Source organism: Bradyrhizobium tropiciagri (assembly GCF_018130505.1).
GTDB classification, from domain to species: domain Bacteria; phylum Pseudomonadota; class Alphaproteobacteria; order Rhizobiales; family Xanthobacteraceae; genus Bradyrhizobium; species Bradyrhizobium tropiciagri_B.
Map to the genome: position 1 here is coordinate 224978 of NZ_JAFCKH010000005.1, position 16312 is coordinate 241289.

A 16312-nucleotide genomic window follows, 5' to 3' on the forward strand; every position below is an offset into this window, starting at 1 on the left:
TGCGCTAGAGGCGGAACTCTTCCCCAAGGTAAAGGCGCCGCACGTCCGGATCGTTAACGATCTCCTCCGGGCTGCCCTCGGTCAAGATCTCGCCGGCATAGACGATATACGCACGGTCGGTGAGGCCGAGCGTCTCGCGGACATTGTGGTCGGTGATCAGCACGCCGATGCCGCGGTTGGTCAGATGGCGCACCAGATCCTGGATGTCACCCACCGCGATCGGGTCGATGCCGGCGAACGGCTCGTCCAGCAGCATGTAATTGGGACGCGTGGCCAGCGCCCGGGCGATCTCGACGCGGCGGCGCTCGCCGCCGGACAGTGCGATGGACGGGCTTTTCCGCAATCGCGTGATGTTGAACTCGTCGAGCAGCGAATCGAGCTCGTGCTCGCGCTTCTTCTTCGAGGGCTCGACCACTTCGAGCACCGCGCGGATATTCTGCTCGACGGACAATCCGCGGAAGATCGAGGCTTCCTGCGGCAGATAGCCGATGCCGAGGCGCGCGCGCTGGTACATCGGCAGCTTGGTGACGTCGTGGCCGTCGAGCTCGATGGCGCCGCGATCGGCCTTGATCAGGCCGGTGATCATGTAGAACACGGTGGTCTTGCCGGCGCCGTTCGGCCCGAGCAGGCCGACCGCCTCGCCGCGGCGAACGTAGATGCTGACGCCGCGCACCACCTGGCGGCTGCCGAAGCTCTTTTCCACGCTATGCACAGCCAGGTAGCCCGGCCGGCCGATCAGCTGCGGGGCGGCGGCGCTGGTTTTCGCGCGTCTCGGGCGCGCCGGGGCCGGCGCGGGGGTGGGTTGCGGCCGCAGTTCGACGCCGGGGACCGGAGCGGCACGCGCCATCGGCGGTGCGTCGCGCACCGGACTCGCCAGCATGTCGCCGAACTGATCCTCGAGCGCGGTGATGTCGTCATGCGCACGCGCAAAGCCGTGACCGCGTTTCGCGGGGCGCCGTCGGAACATGCCGAGAAAATCCACCATCCCCGCTTCGCTTCCAGCCTCTTACGATGATCCCGCGACACGCGCGCGATGCGCGTTTTGCGCAAGAGATCATGCTCAAACAATGACGCAAGGCGCGATGACCGCGCCTTGAAATGCGTGGATGCCCCTGGCCCGGCCGACGTCACAATCCCCCACGGGCGCGTCCGAACCGTTGTTGTAGATACAATCTCGCCCCGCGCGCTTCAACCTCGCGATCGCAGCTTATTGTCTAACATATTGATTTATTGAGAGTTACTTTGACTTCCCCGAAACCGCCAACGGCGGCGCGGGCGCGGGGCCGGCCGGCGGGCCGCAATCCTGCCCCCCACCGCCCGTGGTCGCCGTCACCTTGCCCGTGCCGCTCTCGGAGTCCACGCGCGAGACGCCGGTGGTCATGTCGACGCGCAGGCGGTCGCCGCGCAGCACGTTGTTGCACTGGGTCAGCACCACCTGGACGCCGCCGCCGCCGAGCATCGTGATCAAGTTGGCCTTGGCGTCGAAGATCGCGGTCTCGCCGGTGACGGTCTGATCGTTCTTGGTCACGACGACGCTGCCCTTCGCCTCCAGCCGCTTGATCGAGGAGGCGCCGCCGGGGCCGGGCGGGGCCGCTTGCGTCGCCGCATTCGCCGCGCCCGTGGTCGCCCTGTCCCCCTTGTCTCCCTTGGCCCCCTTGGTGTTGCCGGCGGGCGCCGACGGCTGGGCGGATTTGTCCTCATAGAACACCACCAGGACCTTCGAGGTCATCGTGGTGTCGCCCTGCGTCACCTTCACATTGCCGGAGAAAGTCGCCTCCTTCTTCTTGTCGCGCATCTCCAGCACGGCGGCTTCGATCTTGACCGGCTGATCGCGGTTCTGGACAAAACCCTGCATCGCGTTGGGCACCGACCCGCCGCCCTGTCCGTAGACCTTCTCGAACGCAAGCGGCGCGAGAACGATGGCCGCGATCGCGGAAACCCGCGACAGCAGCATCGTCATTGTCCGTCCTCTGGTCATGTCACGCCGCTGCAACTGAACCGCCGCCGTTACTTCGGCTTGCCTGCGCCTGGAATCAGCGACGGAAGTGCCGGGCTTCCGCCGGGTGCGGCCGGCGTTCCGCAGCCGCCTTGCGCGTTCTTGTCGGTCTGAATGAACAGGCCCTGCACCTTGCCGTTGTCGGACTCCACGCGCGAGACGCCGGTGGTCATGTCGACCAGCAGGCGGTCGCCGCGCAGCACGTTCTGACACTGGGTCAGAACCACCTGGGCACCGCCGCCGCCGAGCATCGTGATCAAATTGGTCTTGGTGTCGAAGATCGCGGTCTCGCCGGTGACCACCTGATCCTTCTGGGTGACGACGACGTTGCCCTTCGCCTCCAGCCGCTTGATCGAGGACGCGCCGCCCGGACCGGGCTTCGCCGACTGCATCGGCGCGCCCTTCGCGCCCTTTGCTCCCTTGGCCGGCGCCGCCGGCTGGGAGGATTTGTCCTCGTAGAACACGTCGAGCGACTTCGAGGTCATCGTGGTGTCGCCCTGCACGACCTTCACATTGCCGGCGAAGGTCGCCTCCTTCTTCTTGTCACGCATTTCGAGCGTGGCGGCCTCGATCTGGATCGGCTGGTCGCGATTCTGCGAAAAGCCCTGCATGGCGTTCGGAACACCGCTCATCTTGCTCTGCGCGTCCGCCGTGGTCGCGGCGGACAGCGCGAGCATGAAGGCGGCGGTCGCGATGCCGGGAGAACGTCTCATCATCAACATCATTTCGGGTTGGCGGATTTGCGCGCCTTCTGCGGCGCCGGTGGTGGCGGAGGCGGCGCAGGCTCGGGCTGACTGGTCGGCGCGTCGCCGAGCTTGTCGAGATTCATCACCACATTGCCTTCGAAGCGCACCAGCTCGCCGCTGTTGAAGATCCTGAGCTTGTCGGCGGTCAGCGTGCCGTCGAGCAGCTTGACGTCGACATGCTCGTCCGACGACACGTTGCCCTTGTTGATGTCGACGAACGCCTGGGTCATCTTGGCCTCATAGCCGGTCGACGACTGCAGGAAGATGTCCTGGCGCAAATCGAGCAGCTGCTTCTTGTTGTCGAAGAAGCCGGTGCGGGCATCCATCATCACGGTCGACTGGTCCTCCATCGCCACCTTGGCGCGGATCGTCTTCAGCTCGACATGATCGGGGTCGGTGACGTCCTGGATCGCGGCCTTGGCCCACATCTCGTAGGGCCGCCCGTCGTTCGAGAAGCCGGCGAGATGCGGTGATTCCATCGTGATCTTGGTGCCGGACACCACGAGATTGTCCATCTCCAGCGGCACGTTCGGCATCAGGGCGCGGAACGGATTGACGACCGAGACAAACACGATCGCAGCCAGCGACAACACGACCGCCGCCGGCACCGCGATGCGCAGGATCCGGACCATGCGGCTGTGGCGCGCGGCGGCGGCAAAGCGCGCCTCGAGGCCTGCGACATAGGCTGGATTCTGAACCGAACTCACACGTGCTCCAGAGGGGCGAAATAAGCGCCCATTCTACCCGGAGCTGTCCAAATATGCAGCCCGGACCTCGCGTCGCGCCCCAATGCGCTCCCCAAAAGGGAACCTCGGGCGCGACCACGCGTGAACAGTTTGGCCGAAACGGGGCGGAAATGCCCTTCCGCGACCGAAATCGCCCGACGTTATGAATGGGCGAAGATGTCCTCGGCCTCCCAGCCGTCCAGATCCAGCCGGGCGCGGGTCGGCAGGAAGTCGAAGCAGGCCTTCGCCAGCTCGGTGCGGCCCTCGCGCGCCAGCATGGCGTCGAGCCGCTCGCGCAGCGCATGCAGATGCAGCACGTCGGAGGCGGCATAGGCGAGCTGGGCCTCGCTGAGGCCGGAGGAGCCCCAGTCGCTCGACTGCTGCTGCTTGGAGAGCTCGATGTTGAGCACCTCGCGCACCAGGTCCTTCAGGCCGTGGCGGTCGGTATAGGTGCGGCACAGCCGCGAGGCGATCTTGGTGCAGTAGACCTGCGTCGTCATCACACCGAAGGTGTTGTAAAGCACCGCGACGTCGAAGCGCGCGTAATGGAAGATCTTGGTGACCTTGGGGTTGGCCAGCAGCGCCTTCAGGTTCGGCGAATCGGTGTGTCCCTGCGGGATCTGGATCACGTCGGCAGTGCCGTCGCCGTTCGACATCTGCACCACGCAGAGCCGGTCACGATGCGGATTGAGTCCCATGGTCTCGGTGTCGATCGCAACCGATTCGGTGTAGCGGGACAGGTCGGGCAGGTCGCCGCGATGCAGGCGGATGGTCATGAAGTACGGCCTCGGGTCTTCCGGTCGATTCGACGCGGACACTAGCCTCCAAATGCTCCCGATGCGAGCGGATAGGCGGCTTTCGGACCAAGAACTGGGTTTTCGCGGAAGTGTCACTCCACTTCCGGGTAGCCGCAATCGGCACGAATCCGGTCATTTTCAGACGAGTCTCACACATCGGTACATGTTTTTTGCGGCCCGGCGCCGATGACAAGCTGCGCGACCGCCCCTATGTGATGGCGGCAGCCCCACGCCTTCATCCGCGAAACAAGAGTCTCATGTCCGAGCAGACCATCGCCGCGCCGATCGCCGACCAGGAGGAGCGCGGCTTCTCCCGCTACCAGTCAATCCTCGTTGTGCTGCTTTCGCTGACGCAGTTCACGCTGATCATCGACTTCATCATCATGTCGCCGCTCGGCGCCATCCTGATGCCGGCGCTCAACATCACCGCCGGGCAATTCGGCATTGCGGTGTCGGCCTATGCGTTCAGCGCCGGGATCTCGGGCATCCTCGCCGCCGGCTTCGCTGACCGCTTCGACCGCAAGCGGCTGCTGCTGTGCTTCTACGTCGGCTTCACGATCGGCACCGCGCTGTGCGCGCTGGCGCAGAATTTCCATGTGCTGTTGCTTGGGCGGATCGTCACCGGACTGTTCGCCGGCGTGATCGGCTCGGTGGTGCTCGCGATCGTCGCCGACCTGTTTCCGCTGCATCTGCGCGGCCGCGTCATGGGCATGGTGCAGACGGCGTTCGCCGCGAGCCAGGTGCTCGGCGTTCCGGCCGGGCTGTTTCTCGCCAACCACTGGAACTGGCACATCTGCTTCGTCGCCATCGTCGGCCTCTCGATCGCGGTGATGTCGGCCATCGCACTGGTGATGCAGCCGGTCGACGCGCATCTCAAGCTGCAGCACGACAGCAATCCGTTCACTCACCTGATCTCGACCATCAGCCAGCCGCACTACACGCTGGCCTTCATGGTGACGACACTGCTGGCGACCGGCGGCTTCATGCTGATGCCGTTCGGCAGCGCCTTCACGGTGCACAATCTCGGCATCGACATCGTGCATTTGCCGACGATCTATCTGGTCACCGGCCTGTTCAGCATCGCACTCGGCCCGCTGGTCGGGCGCGCCAGCGACGCCTTCGGCAAATATCCGACCTTCGTGTTCGGCAGCACGGTGTCGATCATCATGGTGCTGATCTACACCAACCTCGGGCACGTCTCGCTGGTGACCGCGATCGTGGTCAACGTGCTGATGTTCGTCGGCATCTTTTCGCGCATGATCCCGTCGCAGGCGCTGATGACCGCGATCCCCGATGCCAGCCAGCGCGGCGCGTTCAACTCGGTCTCATCGTCCGTGCAGCAGCTCTCCGGCGGCCTCGGCTCGGTCGCCGCGGCCGCGATCGTCGCCGAGAATGCCGACGGCTCGCTGCTGCACTTCGACCGGATCGGATACGTCGTGATGACGACGTCGATCATGTCGATGATTGCGATGTATTTCGTGCAGAGGCAGGTGGCGCGGCGCAGCGGCCGGCGCATCGTCTGACGACGCGAAAAGAAAGATATCGGGGTTCTGACAGGTCAGCCGTTCAGCAGCGCGGCCATCCGATCGCGACCGACGATGTTGGGGTCCGGCGGCAACGTCTGCCCTTCGAGTTCGGCCATCGCTGCGGCGACGCGCGGCCGGGCAAGGACGTCCTTGGGAAGCGCAAGGCACATTGCGATCTCGATCGCGCCACGCAACACGTCGGCGTCATACGCCGACGCCGCGAAAAACCTGGCCATCGCCGGATTCGGCGCCGGCATCGGCAGCCCCTGCTCCAGCGCATTCATCTCGGCGACGCGCGCGCGGTCGACAGCGATCTGGTTGCGATAGAATGGCGCGACCTGGCGTTCGGTCTCCGCATCATAGTCCTGCGCGAAGGCGAGCGGATCGTTGATGTGCCGGCGCGCGACGTCACGAAGCACCTGGGCCTGCAGCAGGCCGACGCTCAAGCCGCGTCCCGCGGATGGATTGGTGCACGCCCAGGCATCACCCACAACGGCAAAGCCCGTGACGACCGGCCGGCCATCGACCATGAGCCGCCGGTAGCGGTCGAGAACTCCGGCCAACAGCAGGACCGGCGTGATCGGCTCCCCGTCGAGCCAGTGCGCCTGCCGTGGGCATGCCGAGACGACGCGATGGAATGTCTTCGTCTCACGCAACGCCCGCATCGCCTTGCTTTTCGACGAGGTGTACAGCGTGACCGACCATGTGTCGTTGTCACCATCCAGCGTCAGGACCGAGAACAACCCCATCGGCGTCAGCGCGCGCCCCATTCTGCGCGGCCGCTGCGGCCCCGAGAAATAGCGCGTGAAGTAGACGAAGTTGCTGTCCTCGGCTTCCTCGATCGGGCTGCGGCCGCCCGCATTGACGATCCATTCGCAGGCCGGGCTGCGCCGCCCCATCGCATCGATGACCAGGTCGGCACGAATTTCCTCGCCCGACGTCGTGCGTACGCCGGAAACGTGGGGCACCCCGGAGACGGCCGACGCGCCGGTGATCAATTCGCGAACCTTGGTCCCCCGACGGATGGTCACATTGGGCGCGGCTTGCGCCATTGCTGCGACAACCCACTCAACGATCGGCCTCCGGCCGGTGACGAACCGCAGCGCCTCGTCGGTCGGGCGCGGTGCGCGATCCGTCAAGGTGGGAGGCAGGCTCTCGAGAAAGTCCACCCAGACGCAGCCGGCCCGAAGCAGGCTATCGGTCAACCCGGGCAGCTCCTGATCGCTGATCATCCGGAAGCGTGACATGAGATTGTGGGGCTGCCTGAATTGGGCAACGCCGGGGCGCTCCCAGGCGCCCCATCCTTCGACCGAGGTGGCAGGCCGATCAGCGGGGTCGGCCTCCAGCACGGTGACGCTGTGACCGTCGCGACCCAGCATGGCCGCCGCGCACAACCCGATCACGCCGCCACCGCAAATGAGGACCTTGCTCATCGCTTCCCCCTGGTTGTCGAAGCTTGGCAAACGCGGAAATCGTCGTGGAGCCGGAAACGCTCAAGACGTAGGTCGATGCGGTGAGGCGGAGGTTCAGAGCTCGCCGGCGTCACCGGCGGCGACAGACTATCAGCGGGAGCGCGTCGTACCCCGCGGCGCGTGGCGGCATCGCCGCACCCGCCCTACGAAGGCTGAGCGATTTCAATCGCTTGAAAAGGGGGTGGTGCCCAGGAAAGGACTCGAACCTTCACGGCCGTTAAGCCACTGGCACCTGAAGCCAGCGCGTCTACCAATTCCGCCACCTGGGCATGTGGAGCGGCTTAGTAAGGATCGGTGACGCGGTTGTCAAATTCGCGATCGAAAATTCAAATACCCTGTACAGGGTCAGGCCGATGGCGTATCGCCAGCGGGCTAAAACCAGTCAATCGCTCTCGAATCCGGCAGGAATAACCCCATGGCATCGAACCTGGACACGACAGTCACAGTCTTCGGCGGATCGGGTTTTCTGGGACGGAACGTGGTCCGGGCACTGTGCAAGCGCGATTACCGCGTCCGAGTCGCGGTGCGGCGGCCGGAATTGGCCTTCCACCTGCAGCCGCTCGGCCGGGTCGGCCAGATTCACGCCGTCCAGGCCAATGTGCGCTACCCGGCCTCGGTGGAGGCCGCGCTGCGTGATTCTCACGTCGCCATCAATCTTGTGGGTATCCTGGCCTCGAGCGGCGAGCAGACCTTCGATGCCGTGCAGGTGAAGGGCGCCGAGACCATTGCCAAGGCGGCGGCCGCCTCCGGCGCCCGGATGGTCCATGTCTCGGCGATCGGCGCCGACGCGAATTCGGCTTCCAGCTATTTCCGCGCCAAGGCGGCCGGCGAGCAGGCCGTGCTGGCGGCGGCGCCCTCGGCCACCATCATGCGGCCCTCGCTGCTGTTCGGGCACGAGGACCAGTTCACCAACCGCTTTGCCGCCCTGGCGCGGTTCTCGCCGGTGCTGCCGCTGGTCGGCGGCGGGGTCAACACCGTGCAGCCGGCCTATGTCGGCGACGTCGCGCGCGCCGTGGCCGATGCCGTGGACGGCAGGACCAAGGAAGGCGCGGCCTATGAGCTCGGTGGCCCCGAAGTGCTGACCATGCGCGAGGTGATGGAGATCATTCTCAAGATCACCGAGCGCGACCGCATGCTGGCGCCGCTGCCGTTCGGCCTCGCCAGGCTGCAGTCCTATTTGCTGCAATTCGCGCCCGGCGTGTTCAAGCTGACGCCGGACCAGGTCGAGATGCTGCGCACGAACAATGTGGTGTCGGATGCCGCGATCGCGGCCGGGCTCACCTTCGCCGGCCTCAACATCACCCCCGACTCGATGGAAGCCATCGCCCCGCAATATCTCTGGCGTTACCGGGTCGCGGGCCAGTTCCAGAAGAAGAGCGCGTAAGACGCCGCGACGGGACTCCGCTCCCTCGCCCCGTTCTTACGGGGAGAGGGTTGGGGTGAGGGGCTGCCTCCGCAAACTCGAATGCATGTGAATGCGCGGTGAGTCCCCCTCACCCGGATCGCATTCCGCTTCGCTGCATGCGCTCCGGCCTCTCCCCGCAAGCGGGGCGAGGCGAAGAGCCTTACCGCCCCATCGCCAGCGCGATCAGGCCGAGCGTGCCGACGATCACGCGCCACCAGGCAAAGAACGTGAAGCCGCGGCGGGTGACGAAGTTGAGGAAAGCCCGCACCACGATCATCGCGGTGATGAACGAGACCACAAATCCGACCGCGATGACGCTGAGATTGTCGGTCGTGAAGTCGCCGCGGTTCTTGTAGAAATCATAGGCGAAGGCGCCGACCATGGTCGGGATCGCGAGGAAGAACGAGAACTCCGCCGCCGAACGCTTGTCGGCGCCGAGCAGCATCGCAGCGACGATGCTGGCGCCGGAGCGCGACACGCCGGGGATCATCGCGAGGCACTGCGCAACACCGATCCAGAAATACATCAGCAGCGGGAACCGGGTCGCGTCGTCCTCATAGACCTTGAGGTCGAGCTGATCGACCCACAGCAGCACGGCGCCGCCGACGATCAGCGTGAAGCAGACCACCCACGGATTGAACAGGAATTCCTTGATGTATTTGCCGGCGATCAGGCCGATCACGACCGCAGGAAGGAACGCCACCAGCACGCCGATCACGAAGCGGCGGTCATCCGGATTGGTGAACATGCCGAGCGCCACGCGCCACAATTTGACGAAATAGAGCACAAGGATGGCGAGGATCGCGCCGAGCTGAATCAGGATCGCAAAGCTCTTCCAGAAGTCGCCTTCGCCGAGATTGAAGAAGCGCTCCGCAAGCAGCAGGTGGCCCGTCGAAGACACCGGCAGGAACTCGGTGACGCCTTCGACGATGCCGAGAATCACGGCCCGCAGCATATCCGTCATCATGTGGCTTGCCCCTGTGTGTAGACCGCGGCCGTTCTGGCCCATCCAGCCATTTGCTGCAATCGCAAAAAAACGGCAAACAGGTGGTTGCTCGTCGATTTGCTGCGCTATAGCGTTTTTGTGACCCGCGTCCTGCACGTGGGAGGCTACCGGTTCGCGCGCTGACGCGACATAGAGATGATCGGGGCCCACCGGCCAAAGTCACTGGTTCAACGTCACTGGTTCAAGTCACAGGTTCGGACTGCACACGGGTTGATGGTTTCTTAAGCGCGCGAAACTACCAAGGGATTCATGTACACGCTGTATCACCATCCGTTCTGTCCGCATTCGCGATTCATTCGCCTCGTGCTGGGCGAGTATGGTCTCGATCTTCGCCTTGTGGAGGAGCGGGTCTGGGAGCGGCGCGAGGCGTTCCTGGCGCTCAATCCGGCGGCCACCACGCCGGTGCTGATTGCCGAGGGTTTTCCGCCGGTGCCGCAGGCCGCAATCATCGCCGAATATATCGACGAGGCGCACGGCCTCGAGGCCGGCGAGCGGCGGCTGCTGCCGAAATCGACGGCCGAGCGCGTCGAGGTGCGCCGGCTGATGGCGTGGTTCAACGAGAAGTTCTTCGAGGAAGCCTCCAACCCGCTGGTGACCGAGCGGATCTACAAGCGCTTCATGAGCGAGGACAATGGCGGCGGCCCGCCCGCGCCCGACGTGATGCGCGCGGCCAAGGTCAATGTGCGCTATCATCTGAGCTATATCGGCTGGCTGGCGAAGACGCGGAACTATCTCGCCGGCGACCGCCTGACCTATGCGGATCTCGCCGCCGCGGCGCATCTCTCGGCGATCGACTATCTGGGCGACGTGCCATGGGGCGAGGACGACGCGGCAAAGGCGTGGTACGCGCGGGTGAAATCCCGACCGTCGTTCCGCCCGCTGCTCAGCGAATGGCTGGCGGGGGTGCCGGCGTCGCGGACCTATGTGGACCTCGACTTCTGACCGCGGCGGATCGGCTCTCACCCCCTGATCTCAAGACGGCGCTGATCCGCGAGGCGCGAGCGCTCGGCTTCGACAGCATCGGCATCACCTCCCCCGACGCGACGCGCGAGGCCGGAAAATATTTCCGCGCGTTCCTCGAGGGCGGCGGCCATGGCGACATGGACTGGCTGGCGAATAGCCCCGAGCGCCGCGCCGATCCGCGCGTGCTGTGGAGCGGCGTGCGCTCGATCATCATGCTCGGCGTCAATTACGGGCCCGATGAGGACCCGCTCGACGTCCTCGCGCGCCGCACCCGCGCGGCGATCTCGGTCTACGCGCAGGGCGACGACTATCACGACGTCATCAAGAAGCGGCTGAAGATCCTGGCGCGCTGGCTTGCAGCCAGCACCGGCGACGAGGTGAAGGTGTTCGTCGACACCGCCGCGGTGATGGAGAAGCCGCTGGCGCACGCCGCCGGCATCGGCTGGCAGGGCAAGCACACCAACCTCGTCTCCCGCGAATTCGGTTCATGGCTGTTCCTCGGCGCGATCTTTTCCGCCACCGAACTCCCGCCCGATCGAGGCGAGGCCGACCATTGCGGCAGTTGTCGCGCCTGCCAGGACGTCTGCCCAACCGATGCATTTCCGGCGCCGTACAAGCTCGATGCGCGGCGCTGCATCTCGTATCTGACGATCGAGAACAAGGGACCGATCCCGCACGAATTCCGTAAAAGCATCGGCAACCGCATCTATGGCTGCGACGACTGCCTTGCCATCTGCCCGTGGAACAAATTCGCACAGCAAGGTCGCGAGCAGAAGCTCGCCGCGCGCGACGCCCTGCGCGCGCCCGCACTCGCCGATCTCGCCCGGCTCGACGACGCGGCGTTCCGCACACTGTTCACGAAATCGCCGGTCAAGCGCATCGGCCGCGACCGCTTCATCCGCAACGTCCTGATCGCGATCGGCAACTCCGGCGATGCCAGCCTTGCAGCCGAAGCGCGGCGCCTGCTCGACGACGCGAGCCCGCTGGTGCGCGGCGCCGCGGTGTGGGCGCTCTCGCAACTCATGGCGCCCGATGACTTCGCGGCGCTGGCGGCTCGGGCCGGCGGCGAGGATGACGTCAGCGTACAGCAGGAATGGCGCGCCGCCGCCGCCTCTTGATTTCAGTGCGCCGTTCCCCTCATGGTCGCAGGCCATGACAAACCAGCCCTTCTTCACCAGGCACGGCGACGGCTTCATGCCGACACCGGTTGCCAACGGACCGTGGAGTCCGGAATCCCTGCACGGCCGCGTCGTGATCGGCCTGCTGGCCTTCGTCATCGAGGAGCGCCACGGCGCCGACGAGTTCGTCCCGGCGCGGCTGACGGTCGACATGTTCCGCCTGCCCAACATCACGACGCCGATCGAGGTGATGACGAACCTGGTGCGCGACGGCATGCGCATCAAGCTGATCGAGGCGGAGTTCTTTTCGGGCGGCACCAGCATGGCGCGCGCCTCGTGCCAGCTATTGCGCCGGACGGAAAATGCGCCGGGCAATGTTTGGTCGCCGCCGAACTGGGAGGTGCCGGCACCGGCGGAGATTCCGAAGCCGACCGATCCCCGGCTCGGCATGAACGGCAAATGGGAGACCCGGCCGATCGTCGGCCACATGGGCTCGCTGGGCCCGCGCCGGCTCTGGATGAGCGAGGTGCGCGAGCTGGTCGAGGGCACGCCGATGACGCCGTTCGTCCATGTCGCGACCGGCGCAGACTTCGCCAGCCCGTTCGCCAATGCCGGCGACCAGGGGCTCGGCTACATCAACAGCGACGTCACGATCTATCTGCATCGCCTGCCGGTGACGCGCTGGATCGGCTTCGACGTCGTGAACCATCACGCGTCGGACGGCATCGCGATCGGCGAATGCTGGCTTTATGACGAGCAGGGCCCGATCGGCACCTCCACGGTCGCAGCATTGGCCCAGCGCAAGCCGATGACCAATCCGCCGCCGCCGTAGCTCGCTCGGCCGTCATTGCGAGCAAAGCGAAGCAATCCATGCTTCCGCATATGCGGGCCGATGGATTGCTTCGTCGCTTCAGCGCAAAATTGCTTCGCTATTTTGTCGCGAGCTCCTCGCAATGACGCCGCGCTAAACGAGATGCCGCTTCATCTCCGGCCGCGCCTTCAACTCCGCACCCTGCTTGCCGACGATCTTGGCGATCCGCTCGGGCGCAAAATTCAGGTCGACGAACGCCGGCGCGGTGTTAGCGACCTCATGGTACTCCGTGATCCTGCCGTCGCGCAGCCGCATGATCGCGACGCCCTCGAACATCGCGCGAGCGCCCTTCGCCTCCGGCAGGGTCGAGCGATAGCTGAACGTGTAGCGCGCGTAGAGCGTCGTGCCGTCGCTGACGGGATCGTGCATCACCCAGCGGAAATCGGTCGCGGTGCGGTAGAACCAGTCGTCGATCATCTCGGCGATCTTGTCGTGGCCCTTGAACGCACCGTAGAACACGTCGTGATAAACGCCGTCCTCGGTGAAGAGTTCTGCAAAGCCCTTGCCGTCGCGCTGTTCGACCGCGTCGCAGAACGCGCGCAGCATGTTTGTCGTATCCATCGGCACTTCTCCCATCGAGCATGCGGCTCATCCTTCGAGACGCGCTACGCGCTCCTCAGGATGACGTTCTTTTACGTGGCCGTCACCCTGAGGAGGCCGCGAAGCGGCGTCTCGAAGGGCGCCGGCGTGGCTAAATCTCCGCCACCGCGGCGATGATGCGCGCGATGTCCTGCGGGCGCGACAGGCGGTGGTCGCCGTCCTGGATCATGGTCAGCACCACATCCTCGGCCGGCAGGCGATGCACAAGCGCGAACGCATGCTTCCACGGCACGTCGGGGTCCTGCGCGCCCTGCAGGATGCGCACGGGGCAGCCGACATCGATCTTGCTGCCGAGCAGCAGGTGGTTGCGGCCCTCCTCGATCAGCGCGCGGGTGATCGGATAGGGCGAGCCGTCGCCATACTCCGACGGCCGCATCCAGACGCCCTTGGTCTCGATCTCGGCGCGGATCTCCGGCGAGAAGTTCTTCCACATCAGTTCCTCGGTGAAGTCGGGGGCAGGCGCGATCAGCACGAGGCCCGCGAGCGACGCCCGGCCGCTCCCGCCGGCCTTGGCTGACCTGGCGATCTCGCGCGCCAGCAGCAGCGCCATCCAGCCGCCCATCGAGGAACCGATCAGCACCTGCTGCCCGCTGCAGAACTGCGAGAACACCGCAACGCTCTCCTCGAGCCAGCGGCCGATCGTGCCGTCGGCAAAATCACCCGAGGATTCGCCATGGCCGGAATAGTCGAACCGGACCGAGGCGCGGCCGTGCTCGGCGGCCCAGGCATCGAGTGCGACCGCCTTGGTGCCCTGCATGTCGGACTTGAACCCGCCGAGCCACAGCAGTCCCGGGCCCTTGCCGGCACGGGCGCGCACCGCGATCCGGCGCCGATGATCGCCCTCGCCGACCTCGATGAAAGCGGGCGCGATGGCGGGTTCCTGGGCAGATGCGGCGGTTTGGCTCATGGTTCGGTCACTCGCGTGTCAGAGATCCGTTTTCGATCGTCCGGTGGCGTCGGTCAACGGCTGGTAGCCTCGCGCCTTGCAGAGCGCGCGCATCGGCTATATGTGCCGGGCGTGGCGAAAATGCCTCGCATTTGACGGTTTTGCCGCGTAATCAGCGAGTTCGCTTGCCCGTTGCAGCGTCTTGCTACAAAGTATCCGCCTTCCCTTTCACAACTTTGGAGAGCTACCCATTCGCCGTCCCAACAGAGCCCCGCCCACAGTCGCCAAGGATGGGCCGCGCACCAATGATGAGATACGCAACGCGCAGATCCAGCTGATCGATGCAGATGGTGTCAACAAGGGCACCGTCGAAACGATGGTGGCCATCAAGATGGCCATGGAAGCCGGCATGGACCTCGTCGAAATTTCGCCGAATGTCAGTCCGCCGGTCTGCAAGATCATGGACTACGGCAAGTACAAATATTCCGCGCAGAAGAAGGCCGCCGAAGCCCGCAAGAAGCAGAAGGTCGTCGAGATCAAGGAGATCAAGCTCCGTCCGATGATCGACGATCACGACTATGACGTGAAGATGCGCGCCATGCAGCGCTTCTTCGAGGAAGGCGACAAGGTCAAGATCACCCTGCGCTACCGCGGTCGTGAGATGGCGCACCAGGAGATCGGCACCAAGCTTTTGGACAAGGTGAAGGCCGACGTCGCCGAGTTCGCCAAGGTCGAGCAGGACGCGAAGTTCGAGGGCCGCCAGGTCGTGATGGTGCTGGCGCCACGCTAGGTTCGAATTTGTCGGTTTTGAATGAAGCAGCCCGCCAGATCGGCGGGCTGTTTCGTTGGGGTCCCGTAGCCCGCTGCAAAACGTTGCAAAAAGCCCGATCCTCTGTCATAAGCCGGGCCTTCGCCGCCCGGCTGATCAAGGGCTGCCGTGGCGACGTCCAGTGCAGGTTTCTCCAATTCGGGAAAAACTTTAGCACTATCAACGCTCTAACGAGCATTTTAGCCGGCCGAACGCCTCTCGGGGCGATATTCGTGCTGTGCGACAGGAGAGCCAAATGCCCAAGTTGAAGACCAAGTCGGGCGCTAAAAAGCGCTTCAAGGTGACGGCCACCGGCAAAGTGATGCACGCCCAGCGCGGCAAGCGCCACGGCATGATCAAGCGGACCAAGAAGCAGATCCGTCAGCTGCGCGGCACCCGCGTGCTGTTCAAGACCGACGGCGACAACGTCAAGAAGTACTTCTTGCCGAACGCCTGATCGCTATCTGCTTGAACCGGCCCGCATCCGCGCGAGGCCCCGTCTCCACTTCATAGATCAAGGATTTCCGTCATGTCTCGCGTCAAACGCGGTGTGACCGCTCACGCCAAGCACAAGAAAGTCTACAAGGCCGCCAAGGGCTATTACGGCCGCCGCAAGAACACGATCCGCGTCGCCAAGCAGGCGGTCGAAAAGGCCGGCCAGTACGCCTTCCGCGACCGCAAGCGCAAGAAGCGCACCTTCCGCGCGCTCTGGATCCAGCGTCTCAACGCCGCCGTCCGCCCGTTCGGCATGACCTACAGCGTGTTCATCAACGGCCTGTCCAAGTCGGGCATCACCGTCGACCGCAAGGTGCTGTCGGATCTCGCGATCCACGAGCCCGCGGCGTTCCAGGCGATCGCCGAGAAGGCCAAGGCCGCGCTGGCTGCCTAAGCGCTAGCGGGCCTTTGCGCCCGCTTTCAGCGCTTTCTGCGAATAGCGCTGCGACACCTCTGCCCGGCAGAATGCCGTGAATGAGCGGTACATGGTGCCGCTCTCGTTGCGGTATTTACGGTCGCAGCGGCCGAGCTGGCTCGCATAGGCCTTCTTCTGTGCGCCCTTGAGGCCGGACAGGAAGTCCGCCTCGCACTTCTTCTCGACCGCCTCGCCGAGCTGAACGTCGCCGCTGGCGCCGAACGCGCAATCCGTGAACAGCTTCATCGCCGGCGCGCATCCCTTGGTGGCGTCGATGGCCGCGACGATCTCGTCCAGCATCATCGACTTCGCCATGCAGACGGCCGACAGCGCCGGGGACGTTGCGGCCGACATGACGACGAAAAGGCCGGCCAGGCAGGATCGCAGCAGCATCGCGCACATCTCCTTTTCCCCTTGGTCCCACGGCTCCGCGCGGGGTTCAAGGAGGCTGCTCATCGGCCCGAAATGACCGGCTTTTTGCTT

General features: G+C 65.0%; 18 protein-coding genes and 1 tRNA gene. 8 read left to right on the forward strand and 11 right to left on the reverse strand.

The features are described from left to right. Nucleotides 1-4: 4 nt before the first annotated feature. From lptB to JQ633_RS14705, 5 genes are all read right to left on the reverse strand, one after another. On the reverse strand, nucleotides 5-985 hold the full coding sequence (gene lptB / locus JQ633_RS14685; protein WP_211985751.1) for an LPS export ABC transporter ATP-binding protein: 981 nt from the start codon (nucleotides 983-985) through the stop codon (nucleotides 5-7). Nucleotides 986-1237: 252 nt separating this feature from the next. Next, complete coding sequence (locus JQ633_RS14690) at nucleotides 1238-1960, reverse strand: LptA/OstA family protein (protein ID WP_249159327.1); 723 nt, start codon at nucleotides 1958-1960, stop codon at nucleotides 1238-1240. A gap of 47 nt (nucleotides 1961-2007) precedes the next feature. Continuing rightward, nucleotides 2008-2721 (reverse strand): LptA/OstA family protein, encoded by a 714-nt coding sequence (locus JQ633_RS14695; protein ID WP_211985753.1) that lies wholly within the window; start codon nucleotides 2719-2721, stop codon nucleotides 2008-2010. Further along, a complete protein-coding gene (gene lptC, locus JQ633_RS14700) occupies nucleotides 2718-3449 on the reverse strand; it encodes an LPS export ABC transporter periplasmic protein LptC (protein ID WP_211985754.1) in 732 nt (243 codons plus the stop codon). The genes JQ633_RS14695 and lptC overlap by 4 nt, the downstream gene beginning before the upstream one ends. A gap of 179 nt (nucleotides 3450-3628) precedes the next feature. Then, nucleotides 3629-4243, reverse strand: coding sequence for a ribonuclease H-like domain-containing protein (locus JQ633_RS14705; protein WP_211985755.1), 615 nt, complete (start codon nucleotides 4241-4243; stop codon nucleotides 3629-3631). A 278-nt stretch (nucleotides 4244-4521) separates the two neighbouring features. Between JQ633_RS14705 and JQ633_RS14710 the strand changes: the two genes are divergently transcribed. Further along, entirely contained in the window at nucleotides 4522-5787 is a 1266-nt protein-coding gene (locus tag JQ633_RS14710; RefSeq protein WP_211985756.1) for an MFS transporter, read from the forward strand. A 35-nt stretch (nucleotides 5788-5822) separates the two neighbouring features. On the opposite strand, the gene JQ633_RS14715 is transcribed toward JQ633_RS14710, so the two are convergent. Both JQ633_RS14715 and JQ633_RS14720 read right to left on the reverse strand, forming a co-directional pair. Continuing rightward, nucleotides 5823-7223 carry an FAD-dependent oxidoreductase gene (locus JQ633_RS14715; RefSeq protein WP_211985757.1) on the reverse strand — a complete coding sequence of 467 codons (1401 nt, stop codon included), beginning with the start codon at nucleotides 7221-7223 and terminating at the stop codon, nucleotides 5823-5825. A gap of 221 nt (nucleotides 7224-7444) precedes the next feature. Beyond that, a tRNA-Leu gene (locus tag JQ633_RS14720) sits at nucleotides 7445-7531 on the reverse strand. A 146-nt stretch (nucleotides 7532-7677) separates the two neighbouring features. Here JQ633_RS14720 and JQ633_RS14725 point away from each other — a divergent pair. After that, on the forward strand, nucleotides 7678-8646 hold the full coding sequence (locus JQ633_RS14725) for a complex I NDUFA9 subunit family protein (RefSeq protein ID WP_211985758.1): 969 nt from the start codon (nucleotides 7678-7680) through the stop codon (nucleotides 8644-8646). 181 nt (nucleotides 8647-8827) lie between these two features. Here the strand turns inward: JQ633_RS14725 and JQ633_RS14730 are convergent, their stop codons facing one another. Continuing rightward, nucleotides 8828-9634 (reverse strand): undecaprenyl-diphosphate phosphatase, encoded by an 807-nt coding sequence (locus JQ633_RS14730; protein ID WP_211985759.1) that lies wholly within the window; start codon nucleotides 9632-9634, stop codon nucleotides 8828-8830. A 288-nt stretch (nucleotides 9635-9922) separates the two neighbouring features. Here JQ633_RS14730 and JQ633_RS14735 point away from each other — a divergent pair, with 288 nt between their 5' ends. From JQ633_RS14735 to JQ633_RS14745, 3 genes are read left to right on the forward strand one after another with little or no spacing between them, the layout of a single operon-like run. Further along, entirely contained in the window at nucleotides 9923-10615 is a 693-nt protein-coding gene (locus JQ633_RS14735) for a glutathione S-transferase family protein (protein WP_211985760.1), read from the forward strand. Continuing rightward, the gene (gene queG, locus JQ633_RS14740; protein WP_211985761.1) at nucleotides 10564-11754 is read left to right on the forward strand and encodes a tRNA epoxyqueuosine(34) reductase QueG; all 1191 of its coding nucleotides are present in this window, start codon (nucleotides 10564-10566) and stop codon (nucleotides 11752-11754) included. Before JQ633_RS14735 ends, queG begins: the two co-directional genes overlap by 52 nt. Before the next feature lie 34 nt (nucleotides 11755-11788). Continuing rightward, entirely contained in the window at nucleotides 11789-12586 is a 798-nt protein-coding gene (locus JQ633_RS14745) for an acyl-CoA thioesterase domain-containing protein (protein ID WP_211985762.1), read from the forward strand. A gap of 132 nt (nucleotides 12587-12718) precedes the next feature. On the opposite strand, the gene JQ633_RS14750 is transcribed toward JQ633_RS14745, so the two are convergent. Both JQ633_RS14750 and JQ633_RS14755 read right to left on the reverse strand, forming a co-directional pair. Beyond that, complete coding sequence (locus JQ633_RS14750; protein WP_211985763.1) at nucleotides 12719-13186, reverse strand: nuclear transport factor 2 family protein; 468 nt, start codon at nucleotides 13184-13186, stop codon at nucleotides 12719-12721. Between the two features lie 130 nt (nucleotides 13187-13316). Next, entirely contained in the window at nucleotides 13317-14132 is an 816-nt protein-coding gene (locus JQ633_RS14755) for an alpha/beta hydrolase (protein ID WP_211985764.1), read from the reverse strand. Nucleotides 14133-14361: 229 nt separating this feature from the next. On the opposite strand from JQ633_RS14755, the gene infC reads away from it, so the two are divergent. The 3 genes from infC (at nucleotide 14362) to rplT (ending at nucleotide 15808) form a co-directional block, all read left to right on the forward strand. After that, nucleotides 14362-14901 (forward strand): translation initiation factor IF-3, encoded by a 540-nt coding sequence (gene infC, locus JQ633_RS14760; protein WP_024584293.1) that lies wholly within the window; start codon nucleotides 14362-14364, stop codon nucleotides 14899-14901. A gap of 274 nt (nucleotides 14902-15175) precedes the next feature. Continuing rightward, nucleotides 15176-15376: a 50S ribosomal protein L35 gene (gene rpmI / locus JQ633_RS14765; protein WP_008539890.1), complete on the forward strand. Its 201-nt coding sequence runs from the start codon at nucleotides 15176-15178 to the stop codon at nucleotides 15374-15376. 72 nt (nucleotides 15377-15448) lie between these two features. Beyond that, nucleotides 15449-15808: a 50S ribosomal protein L20 gene (rplT, locus tag JQ633_RS14770; protein ID WP_139479640.1), complete on the forward strand. Its 360-nt coding sequence runs from the start codon at nucleotides 15449-15451 to the stop codon at nucleotides 15806-15808. A 3-nt stretch (nucleotides 15809-15811) separates the two neighbouring features. Here the strand turns inward: rplT and JQ633_RS14775 are convergent, their stop codons facing one another. Beyond that, nucleotides 15812-16222: a hypothetical protein gene (locus JQ633_RS14775; protein WP_211985765.1), complete on the reverse strand. Its 411-nt coding sequence runs from the start codon at nucleotides 16220-16222 to the stop codon at nucleotides 15812-15814. Nucleotides 16223-16312: the final 90 nt, after the last annotated feature.